The following is a 15,938-nucleotide window of genomic DNA, read 5'->3' as shown; positions in this document are numbered from 1 at the left end:
GGTGGGCACGTGGATCTGGCGGTACCCAGCACGGCGCCTGTCGGCGTCCGGCTTCCACGAACGGGATGGGCGGGTTCAGCGCTACGAACAGCAGGAGGTGGCAATGGGAGCGCGCGGGGTAAAGCCGAAGCCAACGGCTCTGAAGGTCCTGCACGGCGACCGGCCCGACCGGATCAACCACCACGAGCCGATCCCGCCCGAGGGAGAGGTGACCGCGCCGGCTGATCTCTCCGAGGACGCGCGGGTCGTGTGGGACCGGCTCGCCCCGAGCCTGATCGCCGTCGGCGTGCTCACCCCGTGGGACGTGGACGCCTTCGTGATCGTCTGCGAAGCGCTCGCCCGCTACCGTCAGGCGACCAAGCTGGTCAACGGTTCGGCGCTGCTGGTGCAAGGCCCGAACGGGTTCGTGAAGAACCCCGCGCTGGTGGTCCAGCGGGAGGCGGAAACCACCTTCGCGCAGTACGGCGCACGGTTCGGCCTCACCCCGTCCGACCGCACCCAGCTCAAGGTGGACGCGCCGGGTGGCGCCACGCGGCCGAGCGCCGAGCGACTTCTCTCGTAGGTCGAGGCTGCCGGAGTGCGGCTTCACCCTCGACGGCAAGACCTGCCGCAAGCGCGGCGACCACGTCTGCCGCCCGCGCGCCGCGCACGCCGTGGCCTTTGCCGCCGAGCTGTGCGTCCACACCAAGGACAAGTGGGCACGCCGACCGTTCGTGCTCGCGAGCTGGCAACGCCGCGACATCATCGAGCCGCTGTTCGGCGAGGTCACCTGGGACCCCGAGTGGGAGTCCTACGTCCGCCGGTATCAGATCGCCTGGATCGAGCTGGCGCGCAAGAACGGCAAGAGCGAGCTGCTGGCGTTCATCGCGCTCTACCTGCTGGTGGCCGACGGCGTAGAGGGCGCGGAGATCTACGGCTGCGCGATGGACCGAGGCCAGGCCGCCAAGGTCTTCGACGTCGCAGCCCGCATGGTGGCGCTCTCGCCGGTCCTGTCCGCGCGGCTCGTGGTGAAGAACCACATCAAGCGGATCCTCGATGAGCGCACCGGCAGCTACTACGAGGTCGTCGCGGCCGACGCCGCGGGCAACCTCGGCCATAACCCGCACGGCGTGGTCTTCGACGAGGTGCTCACCCAGCGCGACTCCCGGCTGTGGGACGCCATGCGCACCGGCATGGGCACCCGTGCCCAACCGCTCATGGTCGCCGCCACCACGGCCGGCGACGACCCCGCCTCCTTCGCCCGATCCGAGCACGACGAGTGCGTGCGAATCATGGACGACCCGGACCGCGCGTGGCACCGCTTCGCCTACATCCGCAACGTCCCCGAGGACGCCGACCCCTGGGACGAGCGGAACTGGCCGTTAGCCAACCCCGCGCTCGGGGACTTCCTCTCGATCCGGTCGCTGCGCCAGGAAGCCGCCGAGGCGAAGAACGACCCGAGCAAGGAGAACGCGTTCCGGCAGTACCGGCTCAACCAGTGGGTCCAGCAGTCCCACCGCTGGATGCCGATGCACCTGTACCGGCAGTGCGCCGGCACCGTCGCCCCCGCCCCAGACTGGTTGCGCGCCGAGCTGGCCGGCCGCCGCGCCTACGGCGGACTCGACCTCGCCGCCAAGCTCGACCTGACCGCGTGGGCGCTGCTCGTGCCCGACGGCCTGGACGGCGTGCCCTCGATGCTGTGGCGCTTCTGGCTACCCGAGGCGGCCGTGACCTTCCTCGACAGCCGGACCAACGGCCGCGTGTCGCAGTGGGCCGACGGCGGCTGGATCACCGTCACCCCCGGCGACGTCATCGACTACGACATGATCTACGCCGACATCGCCGCCGACTCCCACACGTTCAAGGTCATGGCGGCCGGCTACGACGAATGGTCCGGCGAGCCCGTCCGCCAGGAGATCGTCAAGAGGACGCGTCTGGACCTCGCCCCGATCCCGCAGACCTACCGCGGACTCACCTGGGGCATGACCGAGCTGATGGCGCTCACCAAGTCCCGGAGCTGGACCCACCACGCCAACCCGGTCGCCGAGTGGTGCTTCGACACGGTGGAGGTCCGCCACCCGGCCGGGGACGCCGACCAGCTCCGGCCCGACAAGCCCGACCGCAACGCTGTCGCCAAGCGCATCGACGCCGTACCGACGGCCGCGATGGCTATCACCCGATGGCGCGAACTAGCACAGAAGCACGCGAGATCCGGCCGCATGATTGTGCGGTGAGCTACGCGATCTCTCGCCACCGACCTCGCCCGACGCCGAGGTCACGTCGGCAGGCGAGCACGAACGCCCGACGGGCGCTTCCGTATACGTCGAGCTGAGCTCCGAACGTTTCCAGCTTGCCCTCGACGCCATCGTCATCCGTCACAGTCCGGGGCATTCCGCGATCGACCGTATCCACCAGCGCTTGTGCAGCAGCGACGCACCTGGCGCTGCCGATTAGTTCCAGCTCCTCCATGCGGTAGAGAAGGGTCTCGATCGACTTGGCGGCACGAATGACCGCCTCGCCGTCTTCCTCATCCTCCATCCTGATACCTGCTTGCACGAAGGCATCTGGAAGGTCGCCCGAGGAGGCACGGCGCTGTGCCTTGAGCCGCGGCTCGAATCGCCGCGCCAGCTCGCCCTTTGCCTCTAGTGCTTCCCGCGCTGCGTCCAGGAGAGCTGCAAACGCCTTACGCGCGGACTCTCGACGCCATTGCTGGACCTGAGTTCCTCGGGCAAATCGGCCCGCGAGCACGACATTGAGGATGCTGAAGAGCGCGGCGGCTACGGCCGCGCCAGCGGTGATCGTGTTCGTCACGTGGCCAGTGTCTCCCACCGTCTGATGGTTCGAGGGGGCAGACCTTGGCGATCGGCGATGTACCCAGTCAGGTCGAGAGGCAGTGGATCACGCGGCTAATCCATCGGCACAACGCCGAGCTGCCGGAGCTACGCCGCTTGCTGGAGTACTACGAGGGCCAGCAGCGGCTGTCGTACATGCATCCGGAGCTGATGGACACGCTGGACGAGCGGGTTCGGCAGGTGGTGATCAACTGGCCGAGGTTGGTCGTGGACGCGTTGGAGGAGCGGATCGACTTACAGGGGTTCCGACTCGGTGGCCGACCGGAGTTGGACGCCGAGCTGGATCACGTGGCGCAGTACAACGACCTGGACGCGGGGTACCAGCAGGCGCACGTCACCGCGATGGTGATGAAGCGGGCGTACGCGATCGTCGGGACGAACCCTCGCGTCGCCGACGAGCGGTACCCGCTGGTCACGATCGAGTCGCCGTTGGAGGTGCACGTCGAGCTGGACCCGGCGACCCGACGGGTCGCCGCGGCGATCAAGCGGTGGCACGACCTGGCACCGGATGGGGAGACGCAACGGTTTGTCACGCTGTACCTGCCGGAGTACACGGTGACCTATGTCCTGTCGTCGGAGCGGGGTGGGTTCATCGAGGTGTCCCGGGATGACCACGCGCTCGGCGAGGTCCTGGTGGTGCCGATCGTGAACCGGCCGCAGTTGTGGGCGCCGCTGGGCACCTCGGAGCTGGACGACGTGATCCCGCTGTCCGACGCCGCCTGCAAGATCGCGACGGACATGATGATCAGCGCGGAGTTCCACGCCATGCCCCGGCGCTGGGCGCTCGGGTTCGACGAGGACGACTTCACCGACGCCGACGGCAAGAAGGTCTCCGTCTGGCAGACGATCGCGGGCAAGATCTGGTCGACCTCGAAGACGAAGAAGGACGACGGGGTCGAGGTCGGCCAGTTCAACGAGGCCGACCTGACCAACTTCCACAACACCCTGCGGGCGCTGGCCGTGATGGTCTCCACGGTGTCCGGGCTCAGCCTGCACAACCTGGGCTACTCCAGCGACAACCCGGCCAGCGCCGATGGCATCAGGGCCGCAGAAGCCCGGCACGTCAAGCGGGCCGAACGGCGGATCAAGGGCTTCGAGACCGCCTGGGAACGGATCATGCGGTTGGTGATGCTCGTGCGGGACGGAGCGGTGCCGGACACCGCGCGCTGGATGGAGACGGTGTGGGCCGACGCCGCGACGCCCACCTTCTCACAGCGGTCCGATGCGGTGGTCAAGCTCTACCAGGCTGACCGGTTGGTTCCGCGCCGGATGGCGCGCCGCACTCTCGGATTTACCCAGAACCAGATCGCGGACATGGAGCGCGAGGACCGCGAGGATGTGACTCGCGCGGTCTACGACCCGGCTGGCGAGTACGGGGTCAAGCCGGCGGCCTCGGCGGACGAACCGGAGGCTCAGCAGCGGGCGGCGGAGCCGGTTGGTGCCAGCCTGCGATAGCCGGATCGCTAGGGTCTGGCTGCGCGGGGGACTCGGTGACGGGCGGTTCGTACTCGGGCAGGGGCCTCCACTGGTCTTCCATGCTCCCAGCGTCCCTGTCCGGTCCGGCGCTGTCCTAGGAACGCGCTGAGGTTCGCCCGATCCGGGGGTGGTTCGTGACCACGCCGACCCGAGCTGGCCGGGCTCACCTGGACGCCACTCAGGCCGTCGTCCGTGGCAAAGCCGCCGAGATCCAGCGCGCCTGGCGTCAGGGGTTGGACCGGGGAGGGTTGCAGGCCAGCTACGTGGCGCGGGTCGCCCCGGTGCTCGTCGCCGCGATCAAGGCCGGCCAGACCGAGACGGCCGCGTTGGCGCCTTCCTACGTCGCGGGCGTCCTGGGCGTCGAGCCACCCGAGCAGGCCACACCCACCGTGGTTCCAGCGGCGTTCGCCGGGTTCACCACGACTGGCCTGCCACTCGCAGGGCTGGCGGACCTGCTGATCATCCGGTTGCTGGCCGACCTCGGCGCGGGCATGTCCGCCACCGACGCGATGCTCATCGGACTACGGCGCGCTCTGACCTACACCGCCACCGAGATCACTGACGCCGGCCGCACCGCGACGCAGGTTCAGCTGATCGCCGACCGGCGCGCGGCCGGCTACGAGCGGGTGGTGAAGCTCCCGGCGTGCGATCGCTGCATCATCCTGGCCGGCCGCCTGTACCGGGTCTCCCAAGGCTTCCGGCGGCATCCCCGGTGCGACTGCCACATGGCCCCGGTCACCCGAGAGCAGTGGCGGGAGTCCAACCCGGACCACCATCCGCGGGCGCTGTTCGAGTCGATGAGCGAGGCCGAGCAGAACACTCGCTTCGGCACCGGCAACGCCGCCGCGATCCGCGCCGGGGCTGATCCGGCGCAGGTCGTCAACGCCCGCCGCGCCGCGATGCCGGTGGCCGGGCGGTGGACCACTACCCAGGGCACCACCTCGCGCGGGCTGGTCGGGCAGCGACTGGGCGAGCTGGCCACCTGGCCTGGCCATCGCTACCAGCGCTCGCGCCTTGCCCGACCCACGGCCGGTCAGCTCGTCGCCGACCTTTCCGGCCGCCCGCGCGAGGAGCTGATCGCCGCGCTCCGCCGCTACGGCTACCTCCTTTGACTCGCGCCGCACGGCGCACCACCACCCCTTCACCACCGGCCCGGCGCACGCCATCGGCCGGAGATCCCGCACGGGAGGAACCCAGTCCATGACCGACACCGACACCACCGCTGACGCGCCCACCGACGGCGAGGCCGACAACGCCACGCGGCAGCCCGACTCCACCGGCAGTTCGCAGGCCAGCTCACCGGCGGACGACAGGTCCGCGCAGGAGGAGCAGGAGAAGGACTACCGCAAGCTCTACGAGCAGGTTCTCGCGCAGTCCCGCAAGTGGGAGTCCCGCGCCAAGGAGAACAGCGCCAAGGCCAAGCGACTGGACGAGATCGAGGAAGCCAACCGGACCGAGGCCGAGAAGCACCAAGCCCGCGCCGAGCAGGCCGAGGCCCGCGCCCGGGCCGCGATCACGTCCGCGATCAACGCCGAGATCCGCGCTGCCGCGCACGGCTGGGCCAACCCCGCTGACGCGCCCCGCTACCTGGACGACAAGGACCGCTACGTCGGCGACAACGGCGAGATCGACCTCGCCGCCATCGCCGAGGACGTCGCCGCCGTGCTCAAGGACCGCCCCCACCTGGCGGCAGCCGAGGCCGGCCGGCGAGGACCGAACCCGGACCCCGGCCAGGGGCATCGGGGCGGGCTGTCAATCAGCGACCAGATCCGTGAGGCGGAGCGCAAGGGCGACCACCGGGAAGCGCTACGGCTGAAGACTCAGCAGTTGCTCGCCCGCCACGACGGCCGCTGAGCGGTGCAGGCGTGTCGGCGTCGTAGCCCATCAGGAGCCACACAATGCCCGGCATCACCGAGATGCTCACCACATACAACTCACCCAACTACGTCGGCCAGCTCTTCTCGCTTACACCGACCGACACCCCGCTGCTGTCCTCGATCGGCGGCCTCACCGGTGGCCAGGCCACCGACAGCACGATCTTCACCTGGCAGTCCTACGACCTGCGTGATCCGGACGCGAACCGCCAGCGGGTCGAGGGCGCGGACGCGCCCCCGCCCGAAGCCCGGGTCCGCCAGAACGCGTTCAACGTAGTCGAGATCCATCAGGAAGCGCTGTCCATCACCTACACCCGCGAGGCGGCCAACGGCCAGTTCGCCGGCACCGGATCGGCGGTGCCGACCTCGGCCGCCGTCACCGGCACCAACCCCGTCGGGGACGAGCTGGTCTGGCAGACCCAGCGACACCTGGAGCAGATCGCCCGCGACATCGAGGTCAGCTTCATCAGCGGTCAGTTCGCGCAGCCGGCCGACAACACCCAGCCCCGCCGGACCCGCGGCCTGCTGCAGGCGATCCAGACCAACGTGATCACCCACGCCACCCCCACGCCACTGTCCGAGGAGACGGTGGTTGACCTGCTCCAGCAGACCTGGGAGAACGGCGGCCTGACCGTCTCGGAGACCGCCACGCTGATCTGCAACGCCTTCCAGAAGCGGCAGCTCACCAAGGCGTTCATCGCCGACAAGGGCTACCGCGAGCAGACCCGCAACGTCGGCGGGGTCGCGTTGCAGACCGTGGAGACCGACTTCGGGCGGCTCAACATCATGTTGAACAGGTACATGCCCGCCGACACCGTGGTGGTCGCATCGCTGGACGAGCTCGCACCGGTGTTCCTGCGCATCCCGGGCCGCGGCTTCCTGTTCACCGAGCCACTGGCCAAGACCGGCGCGAGCGACCGGTACCAGATCTACGGCGAGGTCGGCCTGCGCTACGGCAACGAGCGTTCCCACGGCAAGATCACCGGGCTGACCACCGCTCCGCAGTCGGCGTGACCACTCGCGAGCAGGAAGGCGGCACGGTGAAGTTCGTCAGCCAGCACTACCCCGGCCTGATCGTCCGCGACATCGGAGTCAGGTTCAGCGACGGCGTGGCCGATGTCGACCCGAAGACGGCGGCCGAGCTGCGCAAGCTGCCGACCGAGCTGGGCGTTCGCGAGGTCGGTGGCGGGGCCGCCAGGGACGAGCCGGCCAAGCCACGCCGGGGCCGAGCCGAGTAGCGTGGCCGAGCTGTTCACCGCCGCCACGCTGTCCGCGCTGGCGGGCCGGCCGGTCAGCGACGAAACCGCCGCCGTAATCCACAGCTGGGTCGCAGCGGCGATCGCCGCGGAGATCGGCGCGCTGCCGGACGAGGTGCCGCCGGGCGTCGCCGCCGTGGCCCTGGAGCTGGGCAAAGCCGCGGTCCCAACGCCCGGCGGCGCGACGTCGACCACGATCGGGCCGTACTCGGCCAGCTACGCCGCCACAGGCACGAGCGGAGCGCCGCTGAGCCGGGACCAGCGGTTGCGGCTGCGGCGTGCGGTCGGGCAGAAGACGGCGTTCAGCGTGGACACCGCCACCACGTCCCCTTCAGGCCACCGGTGACACCGGAAGGGCTGATCGGCCACACGGTCCGCGTCTCGCGGCCGGCCGGCACCAACCGGTACGGCGACCCGCTGCCGCCCACCGAACACGACATTCCCGGCTGCGTGCTCGCGCCGGCCGGCTCGACCGAGCAGACCGACCGCGCCGATCAGGTCACCACCCGCATGACCGTGTACGCCGGTCTCGACGCCGACGTGCTCGCGACCGACCGGGTGGTGCTGCCCGACGGCACCCGGTGGGCAGTGATCGGCGAGCCCCAGCGCTACCGCAGTCCGTTCACACCCGGCGCCTCCGGCGTTTGCGTGATCAACCTCGAAAGGGTGACCGGCTGATGGCCGACGTGGAGTTCGTGCTCGATCACCGCGGGCTCGCTGCGCTGCTACGCGGTCGGGAGATGCACGACCTGATCATGAACCGCGCCCGGGGCGGAGCCGAGTTCGCCCAACGCATCGCCCCACGCCGGAGTGGCCAGTACGTGGCCGGCCTCCGCGCCGAGGATGGCGGCCTCGGCGGGCGGCGCAGGGACCGGCCCGTCGGGCTGATCGTGGCGAGCGCCCCGCACTCGGCGGCCGTCGAATGGGGCAACGACCGCCAGGCCCACCCGCACCACGTGCTCGCACGCACCCTCGACATCGTGGAAGCGGGCTAGCCCCGTGGGCATGGTGCTACCGCCATTTCCCGACGCCGAAACCGTGGTGATGACCCTGCTGGAGCACCTGGCCCCCACGGTCACCGCGACCCCGGCCGAACTGAGCCCGCCCCTGATCCGGGTGCAGCGAGTCGGCGGCTCCGACGACGGCATCACCGACCACCCACGCATCGAAATCGCCTGCTACGGCCGCGACCGCGCGCAGGCATGGCAACTCGCCGAGCACTGCCGCCAACAGATCCTCGGCAGCGTCCGAACCCGCGCCAGCGGCGTGCTCATCGACGCCGCACGCACCGACAACCCGCCCACCCAGGTCCCCTACCCGACCACCGAGGACATCCGCCGCGTCCTGGGCTACTACCGCCTGTCCTGGCGACGACCTACTTCCTCACAAGCAGACTGACGAGCAGGCAGGCACGTATCACCGCGCAGGAATTGGGGCGATCACGTAGGGCAGCAACACCGAACCCGAGTAGCGCGCTCGCAATCAGCATTGCCATGGAGCCGCCAGCAATTCTGTCTAGGACAGGAAGTGTTTGGCCTGGATTATTTGGGTCGGTACCATTGACGAAAATGCCGACTCCCCCGGCCAGAAAGAAAATTCCTATCACAAAAAGTGTGGTTGCCCTAAACGCCTGATACCACGACAGCGGCGTGGGCCGCAGACTAGTGGCGCGAGGACGAGCCCAGGACGTGTAAAGGTCCTCGCACGTGTCCGGGTCGCCGAACACGTGCGCCGAGGTAGGCGTGAGGTGTACCTCCAGTGTGCTGCCTTTGACAGCGAGGTGTTGCAGTTCCAGGTCGGACAACGTCCGGATGTCTTCCGGCTCATCGAACGTGCCACCGTTGAACTCCAACTTCGGCGGCTCATTACCTCCGTCCAACCGAGCGACCTCATCCCGCAGCGCGCGGAAGTCATCGATCGTCACCAGCACCCGCCCCAGCGGGCGATCTTCCTTCGGCTTCAAGGCCGACCCGCGTCTGTGTACCGCCATGACGACGAAGAGTAGCGAGCACCCGTGACAACCCGGCGCGACGTGCAGAAGAAGGAGACATCTTGACCACTCCCACGACCACGACCTATGACGCGCTCAAGCGGAAACAGTCCGAGTTGATCCGCAAGGCGTTGGAGGGCTCGATCTTCATCGCCGATCACACTGCGGACCTGCCGACGGCTCTGACCTCCGGGGACGCGGCGGGCCTGCTGCCGTTGCCTGCGGGGTACGAGGACATCGGTTGGGTGGACAAGGGTGACGGTGCGACCTGGAGCCGGTCGGTCGACACCGCGGAGGTGGACTCCTGGGGCGCTGTCGAGCCGACCCGCACCGACATCACCAAGCAGACCGACGGGTTGAAGTTCACGGCGCAGGAGACCAAGCGCAAGACCTTGGAGCTGTACGAGGGTGTCAACCTGGGCAGCGTGGTGCCGGACCCGACGACGGGTGAGGTGCGGTTCGACCGGCCGGCGCGGCCGGCGACACGCTACTTCCGGGTGTTCGGCCTGTTCGTAGACGGGGTCGGTCCGGACACGATCTACGTGGCCAAGCTCGCCCCACGGGCCACGGTGACCGACACCGGGGACCAGAAGTGGTCCGACGACGACGATCCCGTGGGCTACGAGGTCACGCTGACCGCGAAGTACGACGAGGATGCCGGCACGGCGATGCGGTTCTTCTTCGGCGGGCCGGGCTGGAAGGCGCTGTTGGCCGACATGGGCTTCCCCGCCCCAGCGCCTGGCGGAGCGGCCTGACGTGGGGTGACGCTCGCGTACCAGGGTGGCCGCGGGCGCCACGCCACGCCGTCGACCCTGGCCACCCGCTCTGCCGGAGGAGGTTCCCATGCCGACCCTGCGCGCGCCCGATGGCCGCCGCTACCGCACCGACGACGAGCGCGAGATCAACACCCTGACGCTGGGGCACGGCTACACGATCGAGCCCGACCCAGTGGAACAGCCCAAGGCCGCGAGCCCGCGGCCCCGCAAGGCGCCGCCCGCGGCCGAGCGCGCCGAGTCCGACGACCGTTGAGGAGAGCGATTCACCGCTGAGCAAGACCTACAAGTGGGACCGCTACGTCCGTGAGGCCAAGGCCGACCCGTTCGTCCTGGCGCTGGACGACGAGCGGGAGATCCGCATCCCGGCGCCGGACGGCGACACGGTGCTGGAGATCGAGGAGTCCCGCAGCTCGCGGCGCACCCTGGAGCTGCTGACCGGGGAGCACTTCGCCGAGGTCTTCGAGCTGGTGCGCCACCAGCCGGCGAGCGTGCTCAACGCCGTGGTCGCCGACATGGTGGACCACTTCGGGTTGTCGGCGGCGCCGCCGGGGGGTTCGCGGGCCTCGTCGCGCTGATCGAGCAGTACGGCGAGGCGATCGAGTACGACCTTCAACACGAACTCGGGCTGAATCTGCTGGCGTTCTTTCGGGCAGAGCGGCCATGGGGACAGCTCGTGCGGCTGGTCGAGCGCTTGCCCGATCACAGCCACTACAAGGTCGCCATCCACGACGACGACGAGTTGGCCCGCCGCCAGCAGGACGCCGAGCGCGCCGGGGCGAAGCGGCCTGGCCGCACGCGCGCGGTCGACGCGCACACCTGGACGCCGGAGCGGGCCGCGCTGACCGACATCGGCGACATCCTGCTCGGCATCCGGGCGTCGTTGGAGGCTCAGCGCACCGGGCGGCGTCAGAGGGTCACGCCCCTGCCCCGGCCTCGACTGGCGCGGGATCGCCTGGAGGCCGCCGACAGCTACCGCCGACACCGCGACCGGGTTCGTCTGATGCTCGGCAGGGGGTGAGCCCTTTCTGCCCTACTCGGCCGGCACCGCCTACATCCAGGTTCTGCCGACGCTGCGGGGGTTCGGCTCCGCCGCCGCGTCGCAGATCAACTCCCAGCTCCGCGGGGTGGGTGCGCCCGCGGGCCGGCTCGTGGGGCAGGACCTCGGCGGCGGCGTTGAGTCGGGTCTTTCCGGCACGTTGACGCGGCTGCGCGGCCGGTTCACTGAGGTCAGCCGGGACGGCTCGGACTCGATGCGCGTCCTCGCCCGCGGCACGGCGCCGGTGCTCGATCAGCTCGCGAGGGTGAGTCCGGTCCTGGGCCGGGTCCGGGACGGGTTCCGGTCGGGCGAGGCCGCCGCGAGCGCGTTCTCCGGCGCGGCCGGCACGGTCGGGGGACGGCTGCGGACGGTCGCGGACACCACCGGTCGAGTCGGCGCCCAGTTCGGGGCGATGGCCACCCTCAGCGAGTCGGCGCTGCACCGCACCGGGTCGGCGATCAGCCGGGGGCTGCTGGCGCCGGTTCGGGGTGCGAGCAGCGTGCTGGCCGGATTCGGCCTGACTGCCGGGACCGTGTTCACCGGCGCGGGGGTCGCCGCGGCGGGGATGGGTGTGCGGTTCGCGGCCAGCCAGGAGCAGGCCGAGATGGCGTTCACCACCATGCTCGGCAGCGCCCAGGAGGCGCAGCGGTTCGTGGCGGAGCTCCAGGACTTCGCCGCGCAGACGCCGTTCGACCTGCCCAGTGTGACCACGGGCGCGCAGCGGCTGATGGCGTTCGGCTTCGCCGCCCAGGACGTGCTGCCCACCCTGACCGCGATCGGCGACGCGGTGGCCGGGATGGGCGGTTCGGCCGAGCAGATCAATCAGGTCGTGCTGGCGGTCGGGCAGATGTCGGCCAAGGGCAAGGTCCAGGGCGACGAGATCCTGCAGCTCACCGAGGCCGGCATCCCGGCGCTGCGCATCCTGGCGAACCAGTACGGCGTCACGACCGCCGCGATGCAGGACATGATCAGCAAGGGGCTGGTCGCCAGCGCTGAGGCGATTCCCAAGCTGATGTCCGGCATCGAGCAGGGCACGCGTGGCGCGGCCGGGGAGACCCAGGCGTTCGCCGGGATGATGGCCAACCAGGCCACCACGGTGACCGGCATCTGGTCCAACTTCACCGACAACCTCAACAAGGCGCTGGGCCAGCTCGTCACGCCCGTCCTGCCGTTGATCAAGTCCGCGCTGGGCGGCGTGACCGACGGCCTGGGCGCCCTGCCGGAGCTGATCACCCGCTTCCACGAGGCCGCGCGCCCGGTCGCCGCCGTGGTCGGCGCGGCGTTCCGCGACGTCGGCGCGTTCCTCACCGGCTCGGTCATCCCGGCATTGCGCAACCTCTGGACGGCCGTGCAGCCCGTGGCCGCGCTCGTCGGCGGCGCACTGCTCGCGGGACTACGCGCAGCGGGTGTCGTGCTGCGTGAGGTGGTCGGCCCTGCGCTGGTGGCGGTTACCGGGTGGCTGCAGCCGCTGATGCCGCTGGTGGTCGGCGTCGCGGCGGCCTTCGCCGCCTGGTATGGCATTGCCGCCGCGGTCGGCGCCGCGACCAGGGCGATCGGCCTCGTGCGGGGAGCGCTCCTCGCGGTCCGTGTGGCCTGGGTGGCGTTGAGCCTGGCCTTCACTGCCTCACCGATCGGGTTCGTCGTCGCGTTGGTCGCCGGCCTGGTCGCAGCGATCGTCTACGCCTGGAACAACGTCGAGGGGTTCCGGGCCGTCGTGGTCGCGGTCTGGCAGGCGATCCAGACTGCCGCGCAGTGGGCGTGGCAGAACGTGCTCAAGCCGGCGTTCGACGGCATCGTGGCCGCGGTCCGCGCCGTCGGCGCAGCGGCAAGCTGGCTGTGGCACAACGTCTTCTCGCCGGTGTTCGCCTTTCTCAGCAGCGCCGCCCAGCATGTCGCCGCGATCCTGTTCACCGTCCTCATCGGACCATCGATCATGCTGTTCCGCGCGCTCGGGGCGGCCGTGATGTGGCTGTGGATTCACGCGGTCCAGCCGGCGTTCATGTTCATCGGCAACGTGGTCGCCTGGGTGTGGGGCACGATCCTCAAGCCCTACCTCGATGCCTGGGTGTGGGTGCTCACGCAGGTCGGCGCCGGCTTCGTCTGGCTGTGGAATGCTGCGATCAAACCGGCCTGGGACGGCATCACCGCGGCGATCTCGTGGGCGTGGTCCGACGTGCTCCGCCCGGCCTTCGACGGGCTCGGCCGCGCGGTCCGCGCCGTGGGGGGCTTCTTCGTGTGGCTGTGGAACACGGCGGTGCGGCCGGCGTGGAACGCCCTGACCGGGGCGCTGCAGTGGGCGTGGGAGCACGTGATCAAGCCGACCTTCGACTGGTTCAAGAGCGCGGTCGACAAGATCGGCAGGGCGTTCACCGTCATGAAGGATGTCGTGACGGGCGTCTTCGACTCCGTGGTGGAGTTCGTCAAGAAGCCCATCCAGCTCGTCATCGACATCGTGTGGAACAACGGGCTGCGCAAGGTCTACAACACCGCCGCGGACCTGCTGCCCGGCGTCGATCCGCTGCCCGAACTGCGCCTGGCCGGCGGTGGCGTGCTGCCCGGCTACGCCCCCGGCCGCGACACCGTGCCGGCCCTTCTTTCGCCCGGTGAAGCGGTCCTCGTGCCCGAGCTGGTACGCGCGATCGGTGCCGAGCACATCCTCGCGGCCAACGCGGCGGCCATGCGGGGCCGGGCCTACGCGCGTGGCGGCATCGTCGCCCGGTTCGCCGACGGCGGGGTTGTAGGCTCCGTGCCGTCGACGGCCGTCACGCTCGCCCCCGTTTCCGTGGCAAGCGATCAGGCCACGATGGAGGCCACCGAGGCTGCGGCCAAAGCGCTGGCGGCCACGCTCACCGGGGTGCTCGCCCCGGCGCTCGTGGCGATCGAGGTGCACATCGGCACGCACCTGGTCACAGCGAACAGCGCTCTCGCGGCGAGCACCCTCGCCCTGCGGGACGAGCAGGGCCGGGCTTGGGCCGCGATCGCGGCCGGCATCGCGGCGAGCAGCACCACCATCACCTCGCGGCAGGCCAGCCTGTACGGGCAGCTCAATCAGACGTGGGCGGGCATCGCCGCGTCGGTGTGGGCCTCGGTGGACCGGCAGAACAGCGCCTTCGGCGCGCTGCAGACCGGCTTGAGCGCGGTCCGCGCCGCCGTGGCGGCCACCGCGGTGTGGGTGCGCGACCGGTTCGGCGAGATGCAGGGCCACGCCGCGTCCCCCGTTCGCTGGATCTTGCAGTGGCCGATCAACGCCGGGCTGGTCGCCGCGTGGAACAAGCTGAACGCCGACTTCGCGCTGAACAAGGCGATCGGCCCGGTGCCGCTGGCGTTCGCCACCGGCGGGGCCGTTCCCGGCAGCGGCAGCGGCGACACCGTGCCGGCCCTGCTCACCCCTGGCGAGTACGTGCTGCCGGTGGAGGTGGTTCGGCGGTGGGGGCTGGACAACATCCGCGCCGCGCACCTCGCCTCACTCCGGGGGGACTTCCCTGGGCTGGAGGGCCTGTTCGGCGCCGACCTGCGCCGCGCGCAGCACGTCCGCGGCTACGCCGAGGGCGGCTTGGTCGCCGACACCGGCTCGGCCGTCAATGCCGCCGTGCTGCGGGCACAGCAGTTCGCCCGGCAGTTCCACGGCCGCCGCTACCAGTGGGGCGGGGTCGGCCCGGGCGGGTTCGACTGCTCGGGGTTCATGTCGGCGATCGTGAACGTGCTGCGCGGCGAGTACCCGTACCGGCGGCGGTTCACCACCGCGTCGTTCGCCGCGGGCCCGATCGACGGGTTCGTCCGCGGCCTGTCCTCCGCCTTCGCCATCGGCGTGACCCAGGGCGCTCCCGGTCACATGGCCGGCACGCTCGGCGGGGTCAACGTCGAATCCGGCGGCCGAGCGAACCAGACCAGCTTCGGACCCCCGGCGGTTGGCGCGGACCACCCGCAGTTCCGCCAGCGCTTCTCGCTGCCGGTGGTCGGCGGCCGGTTTGTCCCCGGGGGAGGCGGCGGCCTCGACGTGAGCCAGCTCGTCGCCGACGCCTTCGCCGCCACCTACCGGATGATCGCCGAGATTCCCGGCCGGTTCGGCGGCAACACGATGGGTGTGCTCGGCGGCGGGATCGCCACCCGGGGCGCCGACCGCGTGAAGGAGCACGCGCTGGAGGCGATCAACGCCCTCTACGCCACCACCGCCACCGGAGCCGGGGCGCCCGAGGTCGTGTCGGCGGTGCGCGCGGTTGCCGCCCGCTACGGCTGGCACTCCGGCCCGCAGTGGGACGCGCTGAGCTGGATCATCGGCCGGGAGTCCAGCTGGGACCCGCGGGCGGCCAACCCGAGAAGCAGCGCCCGGGGCCTGTTCCAGAAGCTCACCAGCGTCCACGGTGCGATCGAGGCGACTCCGGCGGGGCAGGCCGAGTGGGGGCTGCGCTACATCCAGTCGCGCTACGACGACCCCATCGGGGCGCAACGGTTCTGGCAGCGCCACGGCTGGTACGACCGGGGCGGCTGGCTCCCACCCGGGGTCTCCACCGTCTACAACGGAACGGGCAGGCCCGAGGCGGTGTTCACGGCCGAGCAGTTCGACGCGATCGGACGCGCCGCCGATCGACCGGTGCAGCCGCACATCACCGTCTACGCCCGCACCGACGCCGATCCCGAGCACATCGCGCATGTCGTGGACCGCCACCTCGCTCTGCGGGCGCGCCTGTGAAGGAGGGCT

At 70.5% G+C, this 15,938-nt stretch carries 18 protein-coding genes; 16 read left to right on the top strand and 2 right to left on the bottom strand.

Going from position 1 to position 15,938, the window contains the following annotated elements; genetic code table 11:
* The first annotated feature begins 1 nt into the window (after position 1).
* Positions 2-562: a phage terminase small subunit P27 family gene (locus tag BM051_RS00430; protein WP_243859271.1), complete on the top strand. Its 561-nt coding sequence runs from the start codon at positions 2-4 to the stop codon at positions 560-562.
* Positions 522-2,213 carry a terminase large subunit gene (locus tag BM051_RS00425; RefSeq protein ID WP_243859270.1) on the top strand — a complete coding sequence of 564 codons (1,692 nt, stop codon included), beginning with the start codon at positions 522-524 and terminating at the stop codon, positions 2,211-2,213. The genes BM051_RS00430 and BM051_RS00425 overlap by 41 nt, the downstream gene beginning before the upstream one ends.
* A gap of 1 nt (position 2,214) precedes the next feature.
* On the opposite strand, the gene BM051_RS28255 is transcribed toward BM051_RS00425, so the two are convergent.
* Positions 2,215-2,790, bottom strand: a complete 576-nt coding sequence (locus tag BM051_RS28255; protein WP_134045934.1) for a hypothetical protein — start codon at positions 2,788-2,790, stop codon at positions 2,215-2,217.
* A gap of 44 nt (positions 2,791-2,834) precedes the next feature.
* On the opposite strand from BM051_RS28255, the gene BM051_RS00415 reads away from it, so the two are divergent.
* The 9 genes from BM051_RS00415 (at position 2,835) to BM051_RS00375 (ending at position 8,835) form a co-directional block, all read left to right on the top strand.
* Positions 2,835-4,286 carry a phage portal protein gene (locus tag BM051_RS00415; protein ID WP_092526194.1) on the top strand — a complete coding sequence of 484 codons (1,452 nt, stop codon included), beginning with the start codon at positions 2,835-2,837 and terminating at the stop codon, positions 4,284-4,286.
* A 155-nt stretch (positions 4,287-4,441) separates the two neighbouring features.
* A complete protein-coding gene (locus BM051_RS00410) occupies positions 4,442-5,419 on the top strand; it encodes a VG15 protein (RefSeq protein ID WP_134045932.1) in 978 nt (325 codons plus the stop codon).
* A gap of 88 nt (positions 5,420-5,507) precedes the next feature.
* A complete protein-coding gene (locus BM051_RS00405; RefSeq protein WP_092526188.1) occupies positions 5,508-6,161 on the top strand; it encodes a hypothetical protein in 654 nt (217 codons plus the stop codon).
* A 44-nt stretch (positions 6,162-6,205) separates the two neighbouring features.
* Positions 6,206-7,195: an SU10 major capsid protein gene (locus BM051_RS00400; protein WP_092526182.1), complete on the top strand. Its 990-nt coding sequence runs from the start codon at positions 6,206-6,208 to the stop codon at positions 7,193-7,195.
* Entirely contained in the window at positions 7,192-7,419 is a 228-nt protein-coding gene (locus BM051_RS00395) for a hypothetical protein (protein WP_243859268.1), read from the top strand. Before BM051_RS00400 ends, BM051_RS00395 begins: the two co-directional genes overlap by 4 nt.
* A 1-nt stretch (position 7,420) precedes the next feature.
* Entirely contained in the window at positions 7,421-7,783 is a 363-nt protein-coding gene (locus tag BM051_RS00390; RefSeq protein ID WP_092526176.1) for a hypothetical protein, read from the top strand.
* A complete protein-coding gene (locus BM051_RS00385; protein WP_092526173.1) occupies positions 7,780-8,115 on the top strand; it encodes a hypothetical protein in 336 nt (111 codons plus the stop codon). Before BM051_RS00390 ends, BM051_RS00385 begins: the two co-directional genes overlap by 4 nt.
* Positions 8,115-8,432 carry a hypothetical protein gene (locus tag BM051_RS00380; protein WP_092526170.1) on the top strand — a complete coding sequence of 106 codons (318 nt, stop codon included), beginning with the start codon at positions 8,115-8,117 and terminating at the stop codon, positions 8,430-8,432. The genes BM051_RS00385 and BM051_RS00380 overlap by 1 nt, the downstream gene beginning before the upstream one ends.
* 10 nt (positions 8,433-8,442) lie before the next feature.
* Positions 8,443-8,835, top strand: a complete 393-nt coding sequence (locus BM051_RS00375; RefSeq protein WP_424923242.1) for a phage tail termination protein — start codon at positions 8,443-8,445, stop codon at positions 8,833-8,835.
* Here the strand turns inward: BM051_RS00375 and BM051_RS28250 are convergent.
* Positions 8,813-9,427: a hypothetical protein gene (locus BM051_RS28250; protein ID WP_134045930.1), complete on the bottom strand. Its 615-nt coding sequence runs from the start codon at positions 9,425-9,427 to the stop codon at positions 8,813-8,815. The genes BM051_RS00375 and BM051_RS28250 overlap by 23 nt on opposite strands.
* Before the next feature lie 62 nt (positions 9,428-9,489).
* Between BM051_RS28250 and BM051_RS00365 the strand changes: the two genes are divergently transcribed.
* The 5 genes from BM051_RS00365 to BM051_RS00345 all read left to right on the top strand — a co-directional run bounded on the left by BM051_RS00365 (position 9,490) and on the right by BM051_RS00345 (position 15,929).
* Positions 9,490-10,182 carry a phage tail tube protein gene (locus tag BM051_RS00365; protein WP_092526161.1) on the top strand — a complete coding sequence of 231 codons (693 nt, stop codon included), beginning with the start codon at positions 9,490-9,492 and terminating at the stop codon, positions 10,180-10,182.
* An 88-nt stretch (positions 10,183-10,270) separates the two neighbouring features.
* Positions 10,271-10,456, top strand: a complete 186-nt coding sequence (locus BM051_RS00360) for a hypothetical protein (protein WP_092526158.1) — start codon at positions 10,271-10,273, stop codon at positions 10,454-10,456.
* A gap of 130 nt (positions 10,457-10,586) precedes the next feature.
* The gene (locus tag BM051_RS00355) at positions 10,587-10,778 is read left to right on the top strand and encodes a hypothetical protein (RefSeq protein WP_092526155.1); all 192 of its coding nucleotides are present in this window, start codon (positions 10,587-10,589) and stop codon (positions 10,776-10,778) included.
* A gap of 98 nt (positions 10,779-10,876) precedes the next feature.
* Positions 10,877-11,221, top strand: coding sequence for a hypothetical protein (locus BM051_RS00350; RefSeq protein ID WP_092526152.1), 345 nt, complete (start codon positions 10,877-10,879; stop codon positions 11,219-11,221).
* A gap of 106 nt (positions 11,222-11,327) precedes the next feature.
* Positions 11,328-15,929, top strand: a complete 4,602-nt coding sequence (locus BM051_RS00345; protein ID WP_134045928.1) for an aggregation-promoting factor C-terminal-like domain-containing protein — start codon at positions 11,328-11,330, stop codon at positions 15,927-15,929.
* The last annotated feature ends 9 nt before the right edge of the window (positions 15,930-15,938 follow it).

The organism is Amycolatopsis arida, assembly GCF_900115565.1.
Taxonomy (GTDB): domain Bacteria; phylum Actinomycetota; class Actinomycetes; order Mycobacteriales; family Pseudonocardiaceae; genus Yuhushiella; species Yuhushiella arida.
This window is presented reverse-complemented; position numbering and strand designations above follow the sequence as displayed.